Origin of the sequence: Anabaena sp. AL09 (genome assembly GCF_001672255.1) — a bacterium.
Taxonomy (GTDB): Bacteria; Cyanobacteriota; Cyanobacteriia; order Cyanobacteriales; family Nostocaceae; genus Dolichospermum; species Dolichospermum lemmermannii.
The window spans coordinates 694-15,082 of record NZ_LJOQ01000105.1; the positions used below are offsets into that span (position 1 = coordinate 694).

Annotated in this window: 15 protein-coding genes, 1 tRNA gene and 2 pseudogenes; 3 read left to right on the top strand and 15 right to left on the bottom strand. The window is 38.8% G+C overall.

The window, feature by feature from the left end; translation table 11 throughout:
- The 7 genes and pseudogenes from AN490_RS21435 to AN490_RS21465 all read right to left on the bottom strand — a co-directional run.
- Window positions 1-301 (bottom strand): annotated as a pseudogene (locus AN490_RS21435) (addiction module component); the annotation flags it as partial.
- Window positions 302-524: 223 nt separating this feature from the next.
- Entirely contained in the window at window positions 525-1,049 is a 525-nt protein-coding gene (locus tag AN490_RS21440; protein WP_015080826.1) for a YqeG family HAD IIIA-type phosphatase, read from the bottom strand.
- Window positions 1,050-1,246: 197 nt separating this feature from the next.
- Window positions 1,247-1,819, bottom strand: a complete 573-nt coding sequence (locus AN490_RS21445) for a DUF3727 domain-containing protein (RefSeq protein ID WP_015080827.1) — start codon at window positions 1,817-1,819, stop codon at window positions 1,247-1,249.
- Window positions 1,820-1,946: 127 nt separating this feature from the next.
- Window positions 1,947-2,423 (bottom strand): Holliday junction resolvase RuvX, encoded by a 477-nt coding sequence (ruvX, locus tag AN490_RS21450; RefSeq protein WP_300006862.1) that lies wholly within the window; start codon window positions 2,421-2,423, stop codon window positions 1,947-1,949.
- A 1-nt stretch (window position 2,424) separates the two neighbouring features.
- On the bottom strand, window positions 2,425-3,669 hold the full coding sequence (locus AN490_RS21455) for a GNAT family N-acetyltransferase (protein WP_300006864.1): 1,245 nt from the start codon (window positions 3,667-3,669) through the stop codon (window positions 2,425-2,427).
- A 226-nt stretch (window positions 3,670-3,895) separates the two neighbouring features.
- Window positions 3,896-4,108, bottom strand: a complete 213-nt coding sequence (locus AN490_RS21460; protein ID WP_213717529.1) for a hypothetical protein — start codon at window positions 4,106-4,108, stop codon at window positions 3,896-3,898.
- Between the two features lie 173 nt (window positions 4,109-4,281).
- Window positions 4,282-4,719, bottom strand: coding sequence for a DUF29 domain-containing protein (locus tag AN490_RS21465; protein ID WP_015080831.1), 438 nt, complete (start codon window positions 4,717-4,719; stop codon window positions 4,282-4,284).
- A 270-nt stretch (window positions 4,720-4,989) separates the two neighbouring features.
- Here AN490_RS21465 and AN490_RS21470 point away from each other — a divergent pair, with 270 nt between their 5' ends.
- Window positions 4,990-6,738, top strand: coding sequence for a M61 family metallopeptidase (locus tag AN490_RS21470; RefSeq protein WP_271821786.1), 1,749 nt, complete (start codon window positions 4,990-4,992; stop codon window positions 6,736-6,738).
- 245 nt (window positions 6,739-6,983) lie between these two features.
- Here the strand turns inward: AN490_RS21470 and AN490_RS21475 are convergent, their stop codons facing one another.
- The 7 genes from AN490_RS21475 to argF all read right to left on the bottom strand — a co-directional run bounded on the left by AN490_RS21475 (window position 6,984) and on the right by argF (window position 12,232).
- A complete protein-coding gene (locus AN490_RS21475; RefSeq protein WP_300006867.1) occupies window positions 6,984-7,724 on the bottom strand; it encodes a 2-phosphosulfolactate phosphatase family protein in 741 nt (246 codons plus the stop codon).
- A gap of 164 nt (window positions 7,725-7,888) precedes the next feature.
- Window positions 7,889-8,269, bottom strand: coding sequence for a DUF423 domain-containing protein (locus AN490_RS21480; protein WP_300006869.1), 381 nt, complete (start codon window positions 8,267-8,269; stop codon window positions 7,889-7,891).
- An 8-nt stretch (window positions 8,270-8,277) separates the two neighbouring features.
- Entirely contained in the window at window positions 8,278-8,760 is a 483-nt protein-coding gene (locus AN490_RS21485; protein WP_168651516.1) for a hypothetical protein, read from the bottom strand.
- A 111-nt stretch (window positions 8,761-8,871) separates the two neighbouring features.
- On the bottom strand, window positions 8,872-10,353 hold the full coding sequence (locus AN490_RS21490; protein ID WP_015080836.1) for a DNA phosphorothioation system restriction enzyme: 1,482 nt from the start codon (window positions 10,351-10,353) through the stop codon (window positions 8,872-8,874).
- Window positions 10,310-10,531, bottom strand: coding sequence for a hypothetical protein (locus AN490_RS21495; protein WP_300006873.1), 222 nt, complete (start codon window positions 10,529-10,531; stop codon window positions 10,310-10,312). Before AN490_RS21495 ends, AN490_RS21490 begins: the two co-directional genes overlap by 44 nt.
- Window positions 10,532-10,541: 10 nt before the next feature.
- The gene (gene lexA / locus AN490_RS21500) at window positions 10,542-11,147 is read right to left on the bottom strand and encodes a transcriptional repressor LexA (RefSeq protein WP_015080837.1); all 606 of its coding nucleotides are present in this window, start codon (window positions 11,145-11,147) and stop codon (window positions 10,542-10,544) included.
- A gap of 164 nt (window positions 11,148-11,311) precedes the next feature.
- The gene (gene argF / locus AN490_RS21505) at window positions 11,312-12,232 is read right to left on the bottom strand and encodes an ornithine carbamoyltransferase (RefSeq protein WP_015080838.1); all 921 of its coding nucleotides are present in this window, start codon (window positions 12,230-12,232) and stop codon (window positions 11,312-11,314) included.
- A 229-nt stretch (window positions 12,233-12,461) separates the two neighbouring features.
- Between argF and AN490_RS21510 the strand changes: the two genes are divergently transcribed.
- A tRNA-Thr gene (locus tag AN490_RS21510) sits at window positions 12,462-12,533 on the top strand.
- Between the two features lie 281 nt (window positions 12,534-12,814).
- Here the strand turns inward: AN490_RS21510 and cas12k are convergent.
- Window positions 12,815-13,264: pseudogene (cas12k, locus tag AN490_RS21515) on the bottom strand (type V CRISPR-associated protein Cas12k); the annotation flags it as partial.
- Between the two features lie 111 nt (window positions 13,265-13,375).
- Here cas12k and AN490_RS21520 point away from each other — a divergent pair.
- Window positions 13,376-14,356 (top strand): ATP-dependent Clp protease proteolytic subunit, encoded by a 981-nt coding sequence (locus AN490_RS21520; RefSeq protein WP_300006876.1) that lies wholly within the window; start codon window positions 13,376-13,378, stop codon window positions 14,354-14,356.
- The last annotated feature ends 33 nt before the right edge of the window (window positions 14,357-14,389 follow it).

Here is a 14,389-nt window from a genome sequence, read left to right on the forward strand (position 1 = left end):
CCTTTTCGACACAAGCAGCCTGAACCAAGTGGATATCATCAATTACATCGTAGAGGGTTGAATCCCATAACTTAGCAGGTAATTGATACTTATCCTTAGATTTACGTAATTGTTTATCAATCTCAAATTTAGAAACACCCCAAGCTTTTAAAGAGCCAAATTCGTTCCATAAATCAGAGCGTAGTTGTCCTAAACGTAAAGCAATCAAATCAAGTTCGTCAGATTTCCAAGTATTTAGTTTTTCAGTCCCTAAAATAGCGATTCTCGTAACGGTTAACTGATTCTTTACAATACGTTTCATATTCTAGACTTACTACATTGTTTATAAACTTGTTCTGGGGTTAAGTATTTCATCTTCCGGTTAAATACGATTAACCCCAGTATACTACGTTATTTTGAAATTAAAATGATAGACTTTTGAGATTAATAGAAGTCGGGGATTTTTGATCAAGCGATAATATCTTTTTCTGGCTTCAGAAATATCCTCAGACGTGCCGAGATTTTTTAATTTTCGCTGACAATTTTTAATTTTTAATTGTAATAGATGCGCCTAATATCTCAGATATCCAAACTTCAATATTGCGGATAGGATGGGAACGGAGGGCTGTAAAATCGGGATGGATGATTGGTTCGACTAAAATTGTAAACATTCCCAAGCGATTACCGGCTAAAACATCAGTAAACAAGCGATCGCCTACCATACCTACTTGATGTGCAGGTAAATTCATTTCTTGCAACGCCGCCCGAATTTTCCGCCGGGAGGGTTTGGCCGCACCCAAGTAATAAGGTAAATTTAGAGAACGGGCAATACCACCAATTCGCGCTTCACTTAAATTATTACTAACTAACCATAGTGCTGTACAAATCCGAATTTCTGCCACCCATGCTTGCAATTCTGGGAAAGTAGAACTCGTTGTCATGGGTACTAAAGTTTCATCCACATCTAATACTAGCCCTTTCAGCCCATATTGTTGGATGACACCTGGTGTCAGCGTTAATACTGAACCTGATAAAATCAAGTTAGGCTCTAATAGATGGTTGCGAGTCATAATTTTTTGTGAAGGCTAGGAGGTAGGGGCGCAGGGACTACGCCCATTCAGGAGTCAGGAGTCAGAAAGAAAAATTTGAAGTTTAGATTTATTAAGCAAACTCTAATTAAATTTAGATTTTTGAATAAGGCAAAAGGTAAAAGGCAACAGTAATTAATTAAATTACCAATCACCAATTACCAATTACCAATTACCAATTAATCAAGCTCATTAAACAGATGTTCTTCTAAGAGGGGTTGAAATTTACGAAACTCTTCGGGGGAAAGTAATTCTGGTTCACCCGTTTTAGTCATTCTCGCAAAAAAGAGCAGGGGATCAAGGGGAGTATAAATTGCATACTCCTGTTCATCATGATAAAAAGTGGCAATTTCCATTAATTGCTCTGGTTCTAAACCGTTTTCTTCATCTTCAAGTTCTAAAGTAAAGAATTTTGATTCATCTTCAGGAGGCAACTCACCTGCTACAGTTAAGGCATAAGCAGTATTCTTGAGAATCAAGTTTTGCTCAGAAAGAACCGCTTGAGCAGTGCCGAAAATTTCGTCAATGATCTCATCATCTTCCACCAAGACGGCTTCTTCTTCGTCGCCATCAACTTGCCAAGCAAAAATTTCTATTGGTGCATCTATAGGCAGAAGGAGAACATATTTTTCCCCCTCTACATCAAGCGTATGCTCAATGTAACATTCTAGTGTCCGTTTTAGCTCATCTGTTAAAATCAGAGAACTTTCGGAATCGTGATCATTGTCTTCAGGAAGTGGAGATGAATACATAGCTGAATTATGTAACTGTAACAATACTCTTATATATGGAAATCATTGAACCGCTAAATGACAGCCGATGTCAACCATAAATTGAGAGATAGAAGTAATAGTTTTTAGAATACCATGTTAAAAGGGATCACTCACCAGTAAATGTTACCGATCTCGTCACTGAACTGCGCCTAGCATCTAGCCATTGTTGTAAAATCAATGCAGCAGCCTTACGATCAATTAAACCCTTATTCCTTGATGGGGAACGATTCTCAGCTATTATCAGTTGTTCTGCTTGATAAGAAGTTAATCGTTCATCCATATATTCTAAAGGAAGTTTCAGCGCATCCGCCAATCTAGCGGCAAATTTCTGGACATGACGGGCTTGAAACCCGATAGTACCGTCCATTGAATAAGGTAAACCAACAACGAGAATTTGTACCTGTCGCTCATTGACTATTTGCTGAATTTTCTCTACATCTTCAACAAAAGACTTGCGCTCAATTGTGGTTATACCCGTAGCAATTAACCCAGTCCCATCACATCCAGCTAAACCGATGCGTTTACTACCAACATCCACACCCAAAGCGGAAATAAATGATTTTGATTGCTGTTGAGAGATCACGCTATTGTTGCTCCTGGGATTCATCTGCGGCTGAATCTGATGGACAGGGTATATCCATGTTAGAATTTTGATGAGTAGAAGCCACAATTTCTGACTGCATTGGTATAGCCCTTTCTGGATGCACTTGCTGAGTTTGCGGCATCCATGACATCCCCCCAGGGATAGGTTTCCGGGTTGGTTGTAGTCCTTGTAACATTTCTTGCCACTGAATCCCCTCTAAGGAGACAAATTTCGATTCTCGCAGTTTATGCCAAACTGAGCGAGACATGATCAGGGTATGTTCTTTGCGTTTAGCCCCAATCCGCTCTAAATATTCTTCTCTTTCTGGTTGATAGTCTGAAGAAGCTAATTGTAATCCTTGTTGAGGAAAATCTTGAGCAATGCGGGCTAATTGAGACAATAATTCAGGATACAACCAAGTATAAGCCGGATGAACTGTAAGAGTTGCTACATGAGGATTTTCACCTGTGCGATCAAGTTGCACCTGAAAATAACCAATGGCTGCTTTCCGCTGGGGTTCAAAGACATAACCACTCACAACTTCAGTTTTTGTCATCCACTGCTTGAGAGCATCAATAATAGCCCCAAACAAAGTCGTTTTAAAGTCGTGGGTGTGTCGATCAAATACTTGCCTTACCAAAGGTGGCATTGATGCTGTATCCAGTTGATATAGCAACGGAGCATCAGCATTACTCACCGGTAAGAGGTTGGGTAAATCTGGTTCAGTTTGAATTAATTCCGCTAATAACTGGGGACTAATTTCCCAGTATGTCATTTCTGCTAACCGTTGAAATCCATTGTGGCGATACAGTGCTAAAGCATCAACGTCATTGATATTAACTTCTAGTATCCATGTTCGCGCTTCTAAAATTGATTCAAAGCAATGGCGCAGTAGTTGTGAACCTACTCCCATTCTGTCGCCAGTCCCTGCTAACATCACCCGATTAATTCGCCAAGTGCTGCGGGTTCGGTTAAATGGTGATACTTGAATCATTCCCAGTAGTATCCGTCCCTGTTCGGCAACATAGCCCCAGAAGCGATACTGTAATGGGTTGGGAAACCAACTTAAGAATTTGAGTAACCCATACCAGCGTCGTAGCCATTGCATTTGCCGCATGGCCGCACCAGCTTCTTGGGGAGAAAGATGGGACAATGATTCTTGAGTTAAGCAATCAATTCCGTCCAAATCCCTATGTTGGACTGGTCGGATAACAACGCTGAGGTTTCGAGGGAGTAGTGAAGTCATTTTGATTCAAGCCGCCATTTAACCTTTAAAAAATAGGATTGGTGATGTGATGCTGCAATCATTTTAACGGCTTTTTTTCTCTTAGGTCTTGCTCCCAAAGAGTGATTTTTTTAAGTGACCACGTAAAAAAAAATATAAAAAGCAGAAACCGTGAGTATACCTTTGAGGTGAAAACCACAATACCTGCTTCTATTCTAGGATAATTCTACTCAAAATACTTTTAAATCTATAGACCTTGGCGAGAAGCGAATTTTTCAAAGTCGGCTTGGGTTTGATGAAGTAATTGTTGACGACTATCTGAAATTGCTTGTTTGCAGTTGGGAACCAAGTTGGGAACCAGATTTCGAGCTTGTAGTGCCATGTGCATTTGTAGATGAGCAACGTATTCACTTATATCTTGGTTGTCTACAGTTGCGCCCGTTAGTACATTTGATTCCATTGCCACTGGGTTCTCCTTGATAAATTTGGTGTAATTGCTTTACTAGACTAGATCAGAAGTTATCATTTTTTTTACTTAACTGCCTAATTTCGCAATGAAGTGTAATGATTGGGAAAGAGGGAACAGCCAAAAATCAAGATAAATAACCTGATTTTTTCCCAAATAGAAATTTTCTAATCCTCCCAAAGTGTATAAGTTTCGTTAAAAACCTCATCCCAACTTAAAGCAATAATATCTGGTTTTTTACCCATTTCATCTCTAGCATCCTGTTTTGCAGCCAGAAAACACTTGTTCCAAATTGATTCCAAAAAATCTCGATTGAGACTTGGCATTTCTTCTTGACTGGCAGTAATTTCTGCCCTAGCTGAACGAATAGAAATTACCCAACTAGCGCTACGTTTTTCCGGTTGACATTTCCACTTAATTATATGCAGTATCAATCGAGTTAGGCGATTAATTACTGCTCTTTTTTCTGATCGCCCCATAGACTCGGCTAAACTCTCTAAAATATCATCAACTTCTTTCATTTTCCCCTCCTCTAGCAGTTGTTTTGCTTTCACTACAGCTAAATATGGTGATTGAAAAACCAGTTCGTCATAAGGTACTGTCATAATTAATAACTCCTTGGCTTGTTTTTTCCCAAATCTTGCATAAAAGATGGTACTGTTTTAACAACTTATACAAAAAATATCCTTTTGTGATTAGATACAATCAGCAAAGACTCCACTCTAAGAGTATTGTAGGTTTACAAATCAGTCAATAATCTTGGTTTACATGAAATCACCATAAACACATCATATTATTAATTTTATATGCCTATACTTGACGATTAACGATAGACTGTTGATTATGGATAAGTAAATCAAAACTCAACACACAAAATGATTTTAGAACTCTCTCCACAAATTCATTACTTGGTGGGAATGTCTCAACCAGAAACCCATTTATTTGAGGTGACTTTACACATTGTTAACTATCCGTCAGCAGTTCTCGATTTAAAAATGCCAGTGTGGACTCCTGGTTCATATTTGGTGCGGGAATATGGCAGACATTTACAGGATTTTGCAGCTTTTGCGAATAATCAACCCTTATCTTGGCATAAAGTTAGTAAAAATCATTGGCAAGTAGAAAAAGGCAATACTTCAGAAGTAACTATTCATTACCGTGTATTTGCTAATGAATTAACAGTAAGAACAAATCATTTAGATGCTACTCACGGTTACTTTAATGGGGCAGCTTTGTTTTTTAGAATCCCTGGTTGGGAAAATTTTCCCATGCAGATAAGGGTAATTCCTGCTAACCCTCAATGGCAAGTAACTACTAGTTTACCAACATTCGCAGAAACAGTAAATACTTTTTTAGCGGCAGATTTTGATACTTTAGTTGATAGTCCTTTTGAAGTTGGTTGTCATCAATTATATAATTTTGAAGTTTTGGGTAAACCCCATGAATTAGCAGTTTGGGGAAAAGGAAATTTTCAACCAGAACAAATGATTGCTGATTGCCAAAAAATTATTGAGGTAGAATCACAAATGTTTGGTGGTTTACCTTATGACAGATATGTATTTTTTCTGCATTTGCTTCAGCAGGGTTTTGGTGGTTTAGAACATAAAAATTCTTGTTCTTTAATTTATCAAAAGTTTGGATTTCGGACTGTGGATAAATATGAGCCATTTTTGCAATTGGTAGCCCATGAATTCTTTCATTTATGGAATGTTAAAAGAATTCGTCCTTTGGGGTTAGAAGTGTTTGATTATGATCAGGAAAATTATACACCATCTTTGTGGTTTTGCGAGGGAACAACCAGTTATTATGATTTAATCATTCCTTTACGGGCAGGTATTTATAATACCAAGGCATATTTAAACTATTTGAGTAAGGAAATTACCAGATATTTGATGACTCCAGGACGAAAAGTTCAACCTTTGTCGGAGTCAAGTTTTGATGCTTGGATTAAACTTTATCGTCCAGATGCTAATAGTGGTAATTCTCAAATCTCCTATTATATCAAAGGGGAAATGGTGTCACTTTTATTAGATTTATTAATTCGCGTTCATCACGGGAATCAGCTTTCTTTAGATGATGTGATGCGGCAAATGTGGGAGAAGTTTGGCAAGGATGAAGTTGGTTATACTCCTGAACAATTAGAGGGTGTGATTGAGTCTGTAGCGGGTATGGATTTAGGAGATTTCTTTAAACGCTATCTTCATGGTTTGGAAGATTTACCTTTTAATCAATATTTACAACCTTTTGGTTTGCAATTAGTTGAGGAAAAGAATGAAGAACCTTATTTGGGTGTGAGGATAAATACTGAAAATGGACGGGAGATAATTAAGTTTGTGGAAGCGGGTTCACCGGCACAATTTGCGGGAATTGATGCTGGGGATGAATTGTTAGCGATTGATAGGATTAGGGTGGGAAATCAATTAAATGAACGCTTGAAGGATTACCAGGAAAATGATTCTATTCAAGTTACTGTTTTTCATCAAGATGAATTGCGGACTTATTCTGTGACTCTAGCTGCATCAATTCCTAGTAAGTATCAACTTAAAGTTGTCGAAAATCCTTCTTTCACAGAAATGGAGAATTTTGCCGGGTGGTTAGGTGTACCTTTGTCGAGTATTCAGTAATATTAATTGTCTGAATCAGGATGTCCAGGATTTAAGGATTAATTGTCTGAATCAGGATGTCCAGGATTTAAGGATTAACAGGATGAAATATTCCAGATTATTATGTTTGATCTAACAGAGAAGAGAGAGGTGAAGAAATTTTCTTTCTTTCTTTCTTTCTTTCTTTCTTCTGTCTTCTGTCTTCTTTCTTTCTTCTTTCTCCTTTCTCCTGACTCCTGACTCCTTATCCAAAAAGAATTTTTTGGTTATTTGGTGTAACTTTTTAATACTCCTAGTTCTGTTTGAATCGGTAAAATATCTAAAGTATCAGTTTGGGAACAATATTTCAGGTCTTCTAAACATTCTAAGCGTAATAATCGTTGACCATGACTAGCTTTGTGTAATAATCCTAATAGGTCATTTTGCCATTGGGAATAAAGAGCGATCGCACTAACCACCTCATCATTACCACTAATTTCTTCTAGGGAACAATTAGTTTGTTGCCAAATACTATGAGCGATCGCCCCCGCACATACTGTATCCTCTAAAGAATAACTTCCTTCCCAGCCAGAACCAACAATCCAGACTGTTTCCGGTTGCTTTTCTAACAGAAATTTAACTACTGCTGCCCGATTAATCAAAGCTGCTGCGAGAACAATGGGGGCGTTTTGTATCCGCTGTAAAGCCCTTGTCCCATTGGTGGTACTAATAAATAACCTTTTTCCCGCAACTAATTCGGCTGTGCAATCTAAGGGTGAGTTACCCAACTCAAAACCAGCTACTTTAGCACCACCCCTTTCTCCAGCCCTAAGTCGCTTGTCTGAAGGCCATTGTTCACTCACTGTCATCAGTTGATCTAAATCGCTGAAAACCTGTACAGCTTCACCTCCAGCGGCTAATACTGTGGCCATTGTACTAGTTGCTCGCAGAACATCAACGGCGATCGCACATTCTGGAACTGTATCATTTGGGGTCAATTCGGGAGTGTGATATATAAATATCTTCACGTGCTGGCTACACCTATTTCATAAGACTGTGGTAATATTCTACCTACTTGATGTCACCAACCGATGATACTATTTTTCAATAGATAAGAGAGAAAAGGTAACAGGCAAGAGGAAACGGGGAATTTTAAGTGATAATTTAGACTCATTTTCCCATTTGCTACTGATTAAAACTTGATGGTTGCACCAGCTACAGCTAAAGCAGCCCAACCCAGCATTAATGCCAATCCTCCCAATGGTGCAACTGCCCCTAAAGACTTGATACCTGTTAAACTGAGAGCATATAAGCTACCGGAAAAAATCACCACACCAATAATAAATAACCAACCACTGACTAAAAGCGTCGTCGGTGGACTGTCTAAACGACTGATGAGCATGGCGACTAACAAAAGTGCCAGAGCGTGGTACATTTGATAACGAGCGCCAGTGTCAAATATTTCTAAAGAGCGCTCGCTAATTTTTTCCCGCAAAGCATGAGCGCCAAAAGCACCACCAGCAACAGACAAACCGCCAAAAATGGCGGCTATAGTTAAGAAAAATTGTGTCATCTCACCTATTAAACATCAAAATGATATGATACAGCCCCTTCTTCGGTTACTTGAAAATTCGCATTGAATTCTTTAGCTTTCTTATCTAAATATTGTTTAGCTTCCGCTGCTGGTAATTGAGACTGCATAGCAAAACTTAACAAAGTTACTCGTCCTTGATTTTCTAGTAACATTTGATAAAACTGCGCTTGCAATTGTTCGCTGTTTTGCTGCTTTAAGGCTTTTTTCTCTTGTTGACTTTGTTTATACAATCCTAATGCTAACCAACTCCCCAATATCGCACTAGGAACACCAAAAATTATCCCTCCCACAATCGTATCTTTACTCTCTTGAGCCGCATTGGGAGGTGAAAATACCTGTTCCCCCTCCACAGGATATACCGTTACTCCTGACTGCGCCGATTTATCTATTATTTCTGATACTGATATCGCCAAAAACATGAATCCGAGTGTGAGTAACCAACCAGCAGCCAGTTTTTCAGCCGTCTTCATAGTTCTACTTCAGATTTAGACATTGCTTGTAATTTTAACCTCACTTACCTCAAGCTTCCACTAAATATTGCGAATTGTTGAGGTTTTTTTTTGGGGAGTTTTTTAACTTTGTTAAATATCCAATAACCCATATCTTTTTTGCAATGCTAATAACTTCATTCTTGCTTCCCCAGCATTATCAGCTAAATCAGCAAATTCCACAAACCGCCGTAATTCCTTCTTTAATAAATTCCGTTCTACTTCAATAGTTTCCCTATCCAAATCTGGCGGTAAAACAATCATATCAAAAATCGTGGCTCGTTCTTTACCAGGGTGAGGACGCAAAACCCGTCCCCGACGTTGGATAAATTGCCGGGGATTTCCCGAACTTGACAAAATTACTGCGGTTTGAATAGCGGGAATATCCACACCTTCATCTAAACACCGAATTGCGACTAAACCCTGTAATTCTCCACTTTCAAATTGACGACGTAAAATTTCTCTTTCTTCCAAAGAAGTATTTGCTGTGTAGGTACTGACTTTATAACCTAATTCTCCTCCCAAAATTTGAGCAACTGCTTTGAGTTGACGCAAAGAATAACGCTGTCCAATTTCTTGAGAACCATCACTGCAATAAAACAGTGTATGGGTAGTTCCTCGACGAGTTGCCATTAACTCTTGTAAGGCTGTTAATTTATTTTCCGCAGTGCCAACTAACCGCGCCCTTTGCATTAACAATGATTTGATATCTTCGTTGTTTTCAAAATCCCCCATTTCCCCCATATCTCGATCTCGATAAAGAAGAGAACGCCCAATTTTTTTGGTTAATTTTAAATAAGCGATACTCTCCGTTTCTGTCAATTCTACCAATACCGGATTATAGATGTAATGAACTAATGCACCTTGAGAAATCGCATCCTGTAAACTAAATTCAGGTTGGAGAATATGACCAAAATAATCTAATAAAGATTCTGTACCATCATCATCAAAATATCTTTCCGGTGTGGCTGATAAAGCTAGACGTAAACCCACATTTCGGGGTAAACTTTCCTCTAGTTTCGGTGCGCCTAAATTATGAGCTTCATCACCAATAATCAACGTTTTCGGCGGAAAATATTTAAGTTGTGTCTGAAAACCATCACCAATTAAAGTCGAGTTAGTGGTAATTATCGTCACGAAATCTTGAGAACCAGAACACAGATTATAGATTTGTGTAGAAAGTTGACTTTGCCAACTGCGTAAATTATCAAAGGCTAAAATCGGCTGTAAGTTAAATTTCTCACATTCTCTGCCCCACTGGGTAACAAGATGACGATAGGGACACACCACCAACAAGACTTGTAAACCAATTTGCTGGTACAATTCACAAGCGATCGCTAATGCAGTAATAGTTTTACCACTACCAGTAGCCATTTTTAATGTCCCCCGACCATGATTAGCAAACCAGCTAGTCACAGCTTGACGTTGATATCCCCGCAATTGCAGAGATAAAGGCATTTTCGGAAATCCCGGTAATGGTTGCTTAACTTGATAGCTGCCCTTTTTCTCCCCCGCATAAGGTAACTTGAGTTTAAAAGTAGGCAATTTCGGTACTGCATTTCGCGTTAGGTACATAAATTAGTAATTGGTAAGAATCAGTAGTTACTTGTTTTTTATTTGCAACTAACAACCGACAACTGACAACCGACAACTGTACGGGCGAAGCATTTGGAGAACTATTTTTGGCAATGATCGATAATTTATCTTCCAAATGCTTCGCCCCTACTAACAACCGACAACTGACAACTGACAACCGACATCCTTTAGTTATAATTACGCCAAATACCCACCAAAGAACCTTGCACTTCTACTTGCATAGCCGATACTTCTATGGGATTGTAATTAGGATTTGCAGGTTTGAGAGTAACAAGATCATCATGGCGGTAAAAACGTTTTAAAGTTGTACCGTGTCCTTCCACTCTCGCAGCCACGATAGTCCCATTTTTTAACTGGTTAGGTTCAGCAACAGGACGCAAAAATACCACATCACCATCTGCAATCAAATCTTCAATCATACTATCCCCAGCGACTCTTAAAGCATAGCTTTGAGGTGGTAATGATAAATTAGCCAAATCCAAATGTTCGACGGCATCTGTGAACGGTTCAATCAAACCACCTGCGGCAATAGTTCCTAAAATTGGTACACCTTGTTTAACAGGATGAAGTATCCGCAAAGTTCTGGCCCTACCTAAATTCCAACCAATGTAACCCTTATTGCGTAAATGTTCCAACCGACTTTGAATGGGTGCTGGAGATTTCAAATTCATCCCTTCCATCATTTGGCGAATCGAGGGAGAATGTTGATTCAACCTGATATATTCAACCAACCATTCGTATAGTTCTTTTTGAGGATCTGTGAGACGTTCCATATTTTTTTCGGGAAGTAAATAATAAATGCCCATAGAACATTGGTACTACAAAAATCTTCCCTTAACAAGCTTTAATTAAATATTCATGTTAATAGGTAATAGGTAACAGGGAAAAAATAACAACTGAATAATGCCCAATGCCCAATGCCCAATCCCCAATACCGTTATTTTGCCCCAAGAATACTTGCAAGTAAAGCTTTTTGAGCGTGGAGACGATTTTCTGCCTGGTCCCAAACCCGTGATTGTGAACCTTCAATTACTTCTTCAGTAATTTCTTCACCACGGTGGGCTGGTAAGCAGTGTAAAACAATTGCTTCTGGATCTGCAAGACTTAATAATTGTTCAGAAATTTGATAAGGTTGAAAAACAGGGAACCGGTTATTTGCCTGTGTTTCTTGTCCCATACTTGCCCAAACATCAGTGTAAAGTACAGATGCACCTTTAGCTGCTGCTTCGGGATCATGGGTTAAGAGAACTTCAGTTTTTTTATTGGCTATTTCTCGAGATTTTTCCACAATTTCCGCATCTGGGGAATATCCTGACGGAAAAGCTATTCTGATATTCATTCCCACCAAAGCACAACCCAACATCAGGGAATTAGCGACATTATTACCATCACCGACATAGGTTAAAGTTAAACCTGCCAAAGTTCCAAATTTTTCTTGAATGGTGAGTAAATCAGCCAATATTTGACAAGGGTGTTCTAAATCTGTGAGGGCATTAATTACAGGAATTTTCGCATACTTCGCAAAAGTTTCCAACTCCTGTTGAGCAAAGGTGCGAATGGCTAAAACATCCAAATAACGATCTAACACCCTAGCAGTATCCTGGATAGGTTCTCCTCGACTTACCTGAGTGACATGAGGATGAAGATCAATTACCTGTCCCCCCAGTTGATACATTGCGACTGTAAAACTCACTCTAGTGCGTGTTGAAGCTTTGGAGAACAACAAACCCAAAACTTTATTACAATGCAACTTGAGTTTTTCCGACTTTAGTTGAGTAGCCAATTCCAGAAGTTCTTGCAGTTCCCCAGAACTCAGATCCGCTAGACTTAATAAATCTCTGCCTATCAATGCTGCCATGCTTGATTATCTATAAAGAACAAATGTTTCTGCGCCTTTGTATAACCGTGTCACCAGGAATACTCCAATTGCACTGTACCAAATATTTTTGCATCAATCTACAACCTAGCGGCTAGTTTTGCCGATTTTTGGCAATCAGAAAAATATTTTGCTTACCCCCTAGACAAATCATGTCCTCATGTTATAATATGGAATCGGTGAGGCAATCAAAAACGTTCTTACCAAAATCGCCAGCATAGCACAGTGGTAGTGCATCCGACTTGTAATCGGAAGGTCGTAGGTTCAAATCCAACTGCTGGCCTTTATTATTAGACTCAAAACGAATGTCACCTGCCAAATTATTTGACCGCGTTGACAAATTGGTGTCCGCATTGCCAAATTATTGTCCCTCACGGTCAATAGTTTGTTTACTATTATAAGCTCCGTCCAAATTAAACCGACGACCTTCCGATCTTTCAACCCACCTAAATATTTTTTGTATCTTTGCACTAACGCTGTCACAGGACAGAGGTTTATAAAAAACATGAACTGCGGCGCTATTGTTATTTCCTATTCTATTATCAAGGTTCGGTATTTTGTCAATCAGGCTTTTCGGGATTGATAGGCATTTATCGCTAATTCTTTGGCTTTCTCCTGTGGACTCGCTCGAATTGGTTGTTTTCCCTCCTCTATAGCGATTCCTGCTTTATTTGCCTGACTTTGAACATTGGCTATTAATCTACCGTAGCTCCATTGATGGACACTAACTCGGTATTGTTTGGCATATTTTTTTTGAACTTCTATTATATCTGATTTTTGTTCTGCTTTAGATTGAATTTCACTCTGAATTTGCTCTCGCATATCTCCCAATTTTGGGATAACAATACTGCCAGCTTTATATGTTTGGGCAACTGCAATAATTTCTTTTGCTAGTAATCTATCTATATACTCTCCTAACTCTGAATCGCCAAATTGATTTGGTGCTGACATCCTTTGAGCGATATGGCGTTCGTGGGATAACAGGTGTTTTTGTTGTCGTTGTCTGTTGAGTAATAATTTTCACAAAGTAGTTGTAAATCTTATAAACTAGAAGAAGGTTAATTTTCTCCAACATGGAGAAGGTATTAATCCATTGCAAAAACTAATATACAGGTGTGGTGCAGCTTGACCGTAGATATCGAACAAATTAAAAAAATAGTTGGTGTATTATCTGCAAAATTAGAAGCGGACTTTTTCCTATTTAACGCAGAAATATCAAATCAAACAGCAGATAGCTTAATAGAAGAAGCCCGCAAAATCCCTGAAAAACAAGAAAATGCCGCCTTAATACTAACAACACCTGGAGGAAATGCAGATGCTGCTTTTAGAATAATGCGCTTCCTGCAAAGAAAATATGAAAAGGTAATACTGTACGTATTTGGCTTTTGCAAAAGCGCAGGAACACTAATGGCTTTAGGTGCTGACGAAATAGTAATGTCAGACTTTGGCGAATTTGGCCCATTGGATGTTCAAATTTACAAAAGTGACGAGTTTGCGCGTTCATCTGGACTAGATATACATCAATCCTTGCACGTTATTGGTATTCAGGCATATATAGTTTATGAATACTGCTTTGCTAAAATTCTTGAAGGTAGTGATGGGATAATTACTATCAAAACAGCAGCAGATATAGCAAGCTCTATGGCTGTAGGTTTACTTGCGCCTATTACGGCACAGATTGATCCTCTGCGCCTTGGTGAGACCCACAGAGACTTGCAAGTAGCCCGTGATTACGGTCAAAGATTAAGTATCAGAAACTCAAATCCTCAAACACATAAGACTATCGCTACATTAACCTCCGGATATCATTCACACAGTTTTGTAATAGACTATGAAGAAGCAAAGGACTTATTTACAGAGGTTAGAGAACTGACAGAAACCGAACAGTCTTTGGAAAAACTGCTCTTGCCCTTGACGCGATGGCCTTTACCTGCTGATAGGATAGTTGAATGGATTGACCCAACGTTTAACAACAGTGAAGGTGGAGAAAATGAGAAAAATTCTAGCGATGACACAAACAGCCACAACGGTGGAAATTCAGAAAGCGACAGAGAAGATACACCAGGAACAATTTCGGCGAACTACGGAGACAATGAAGAAAATTAATGAACCTCTTCCTCATTTAGTAAGAACAAAGAT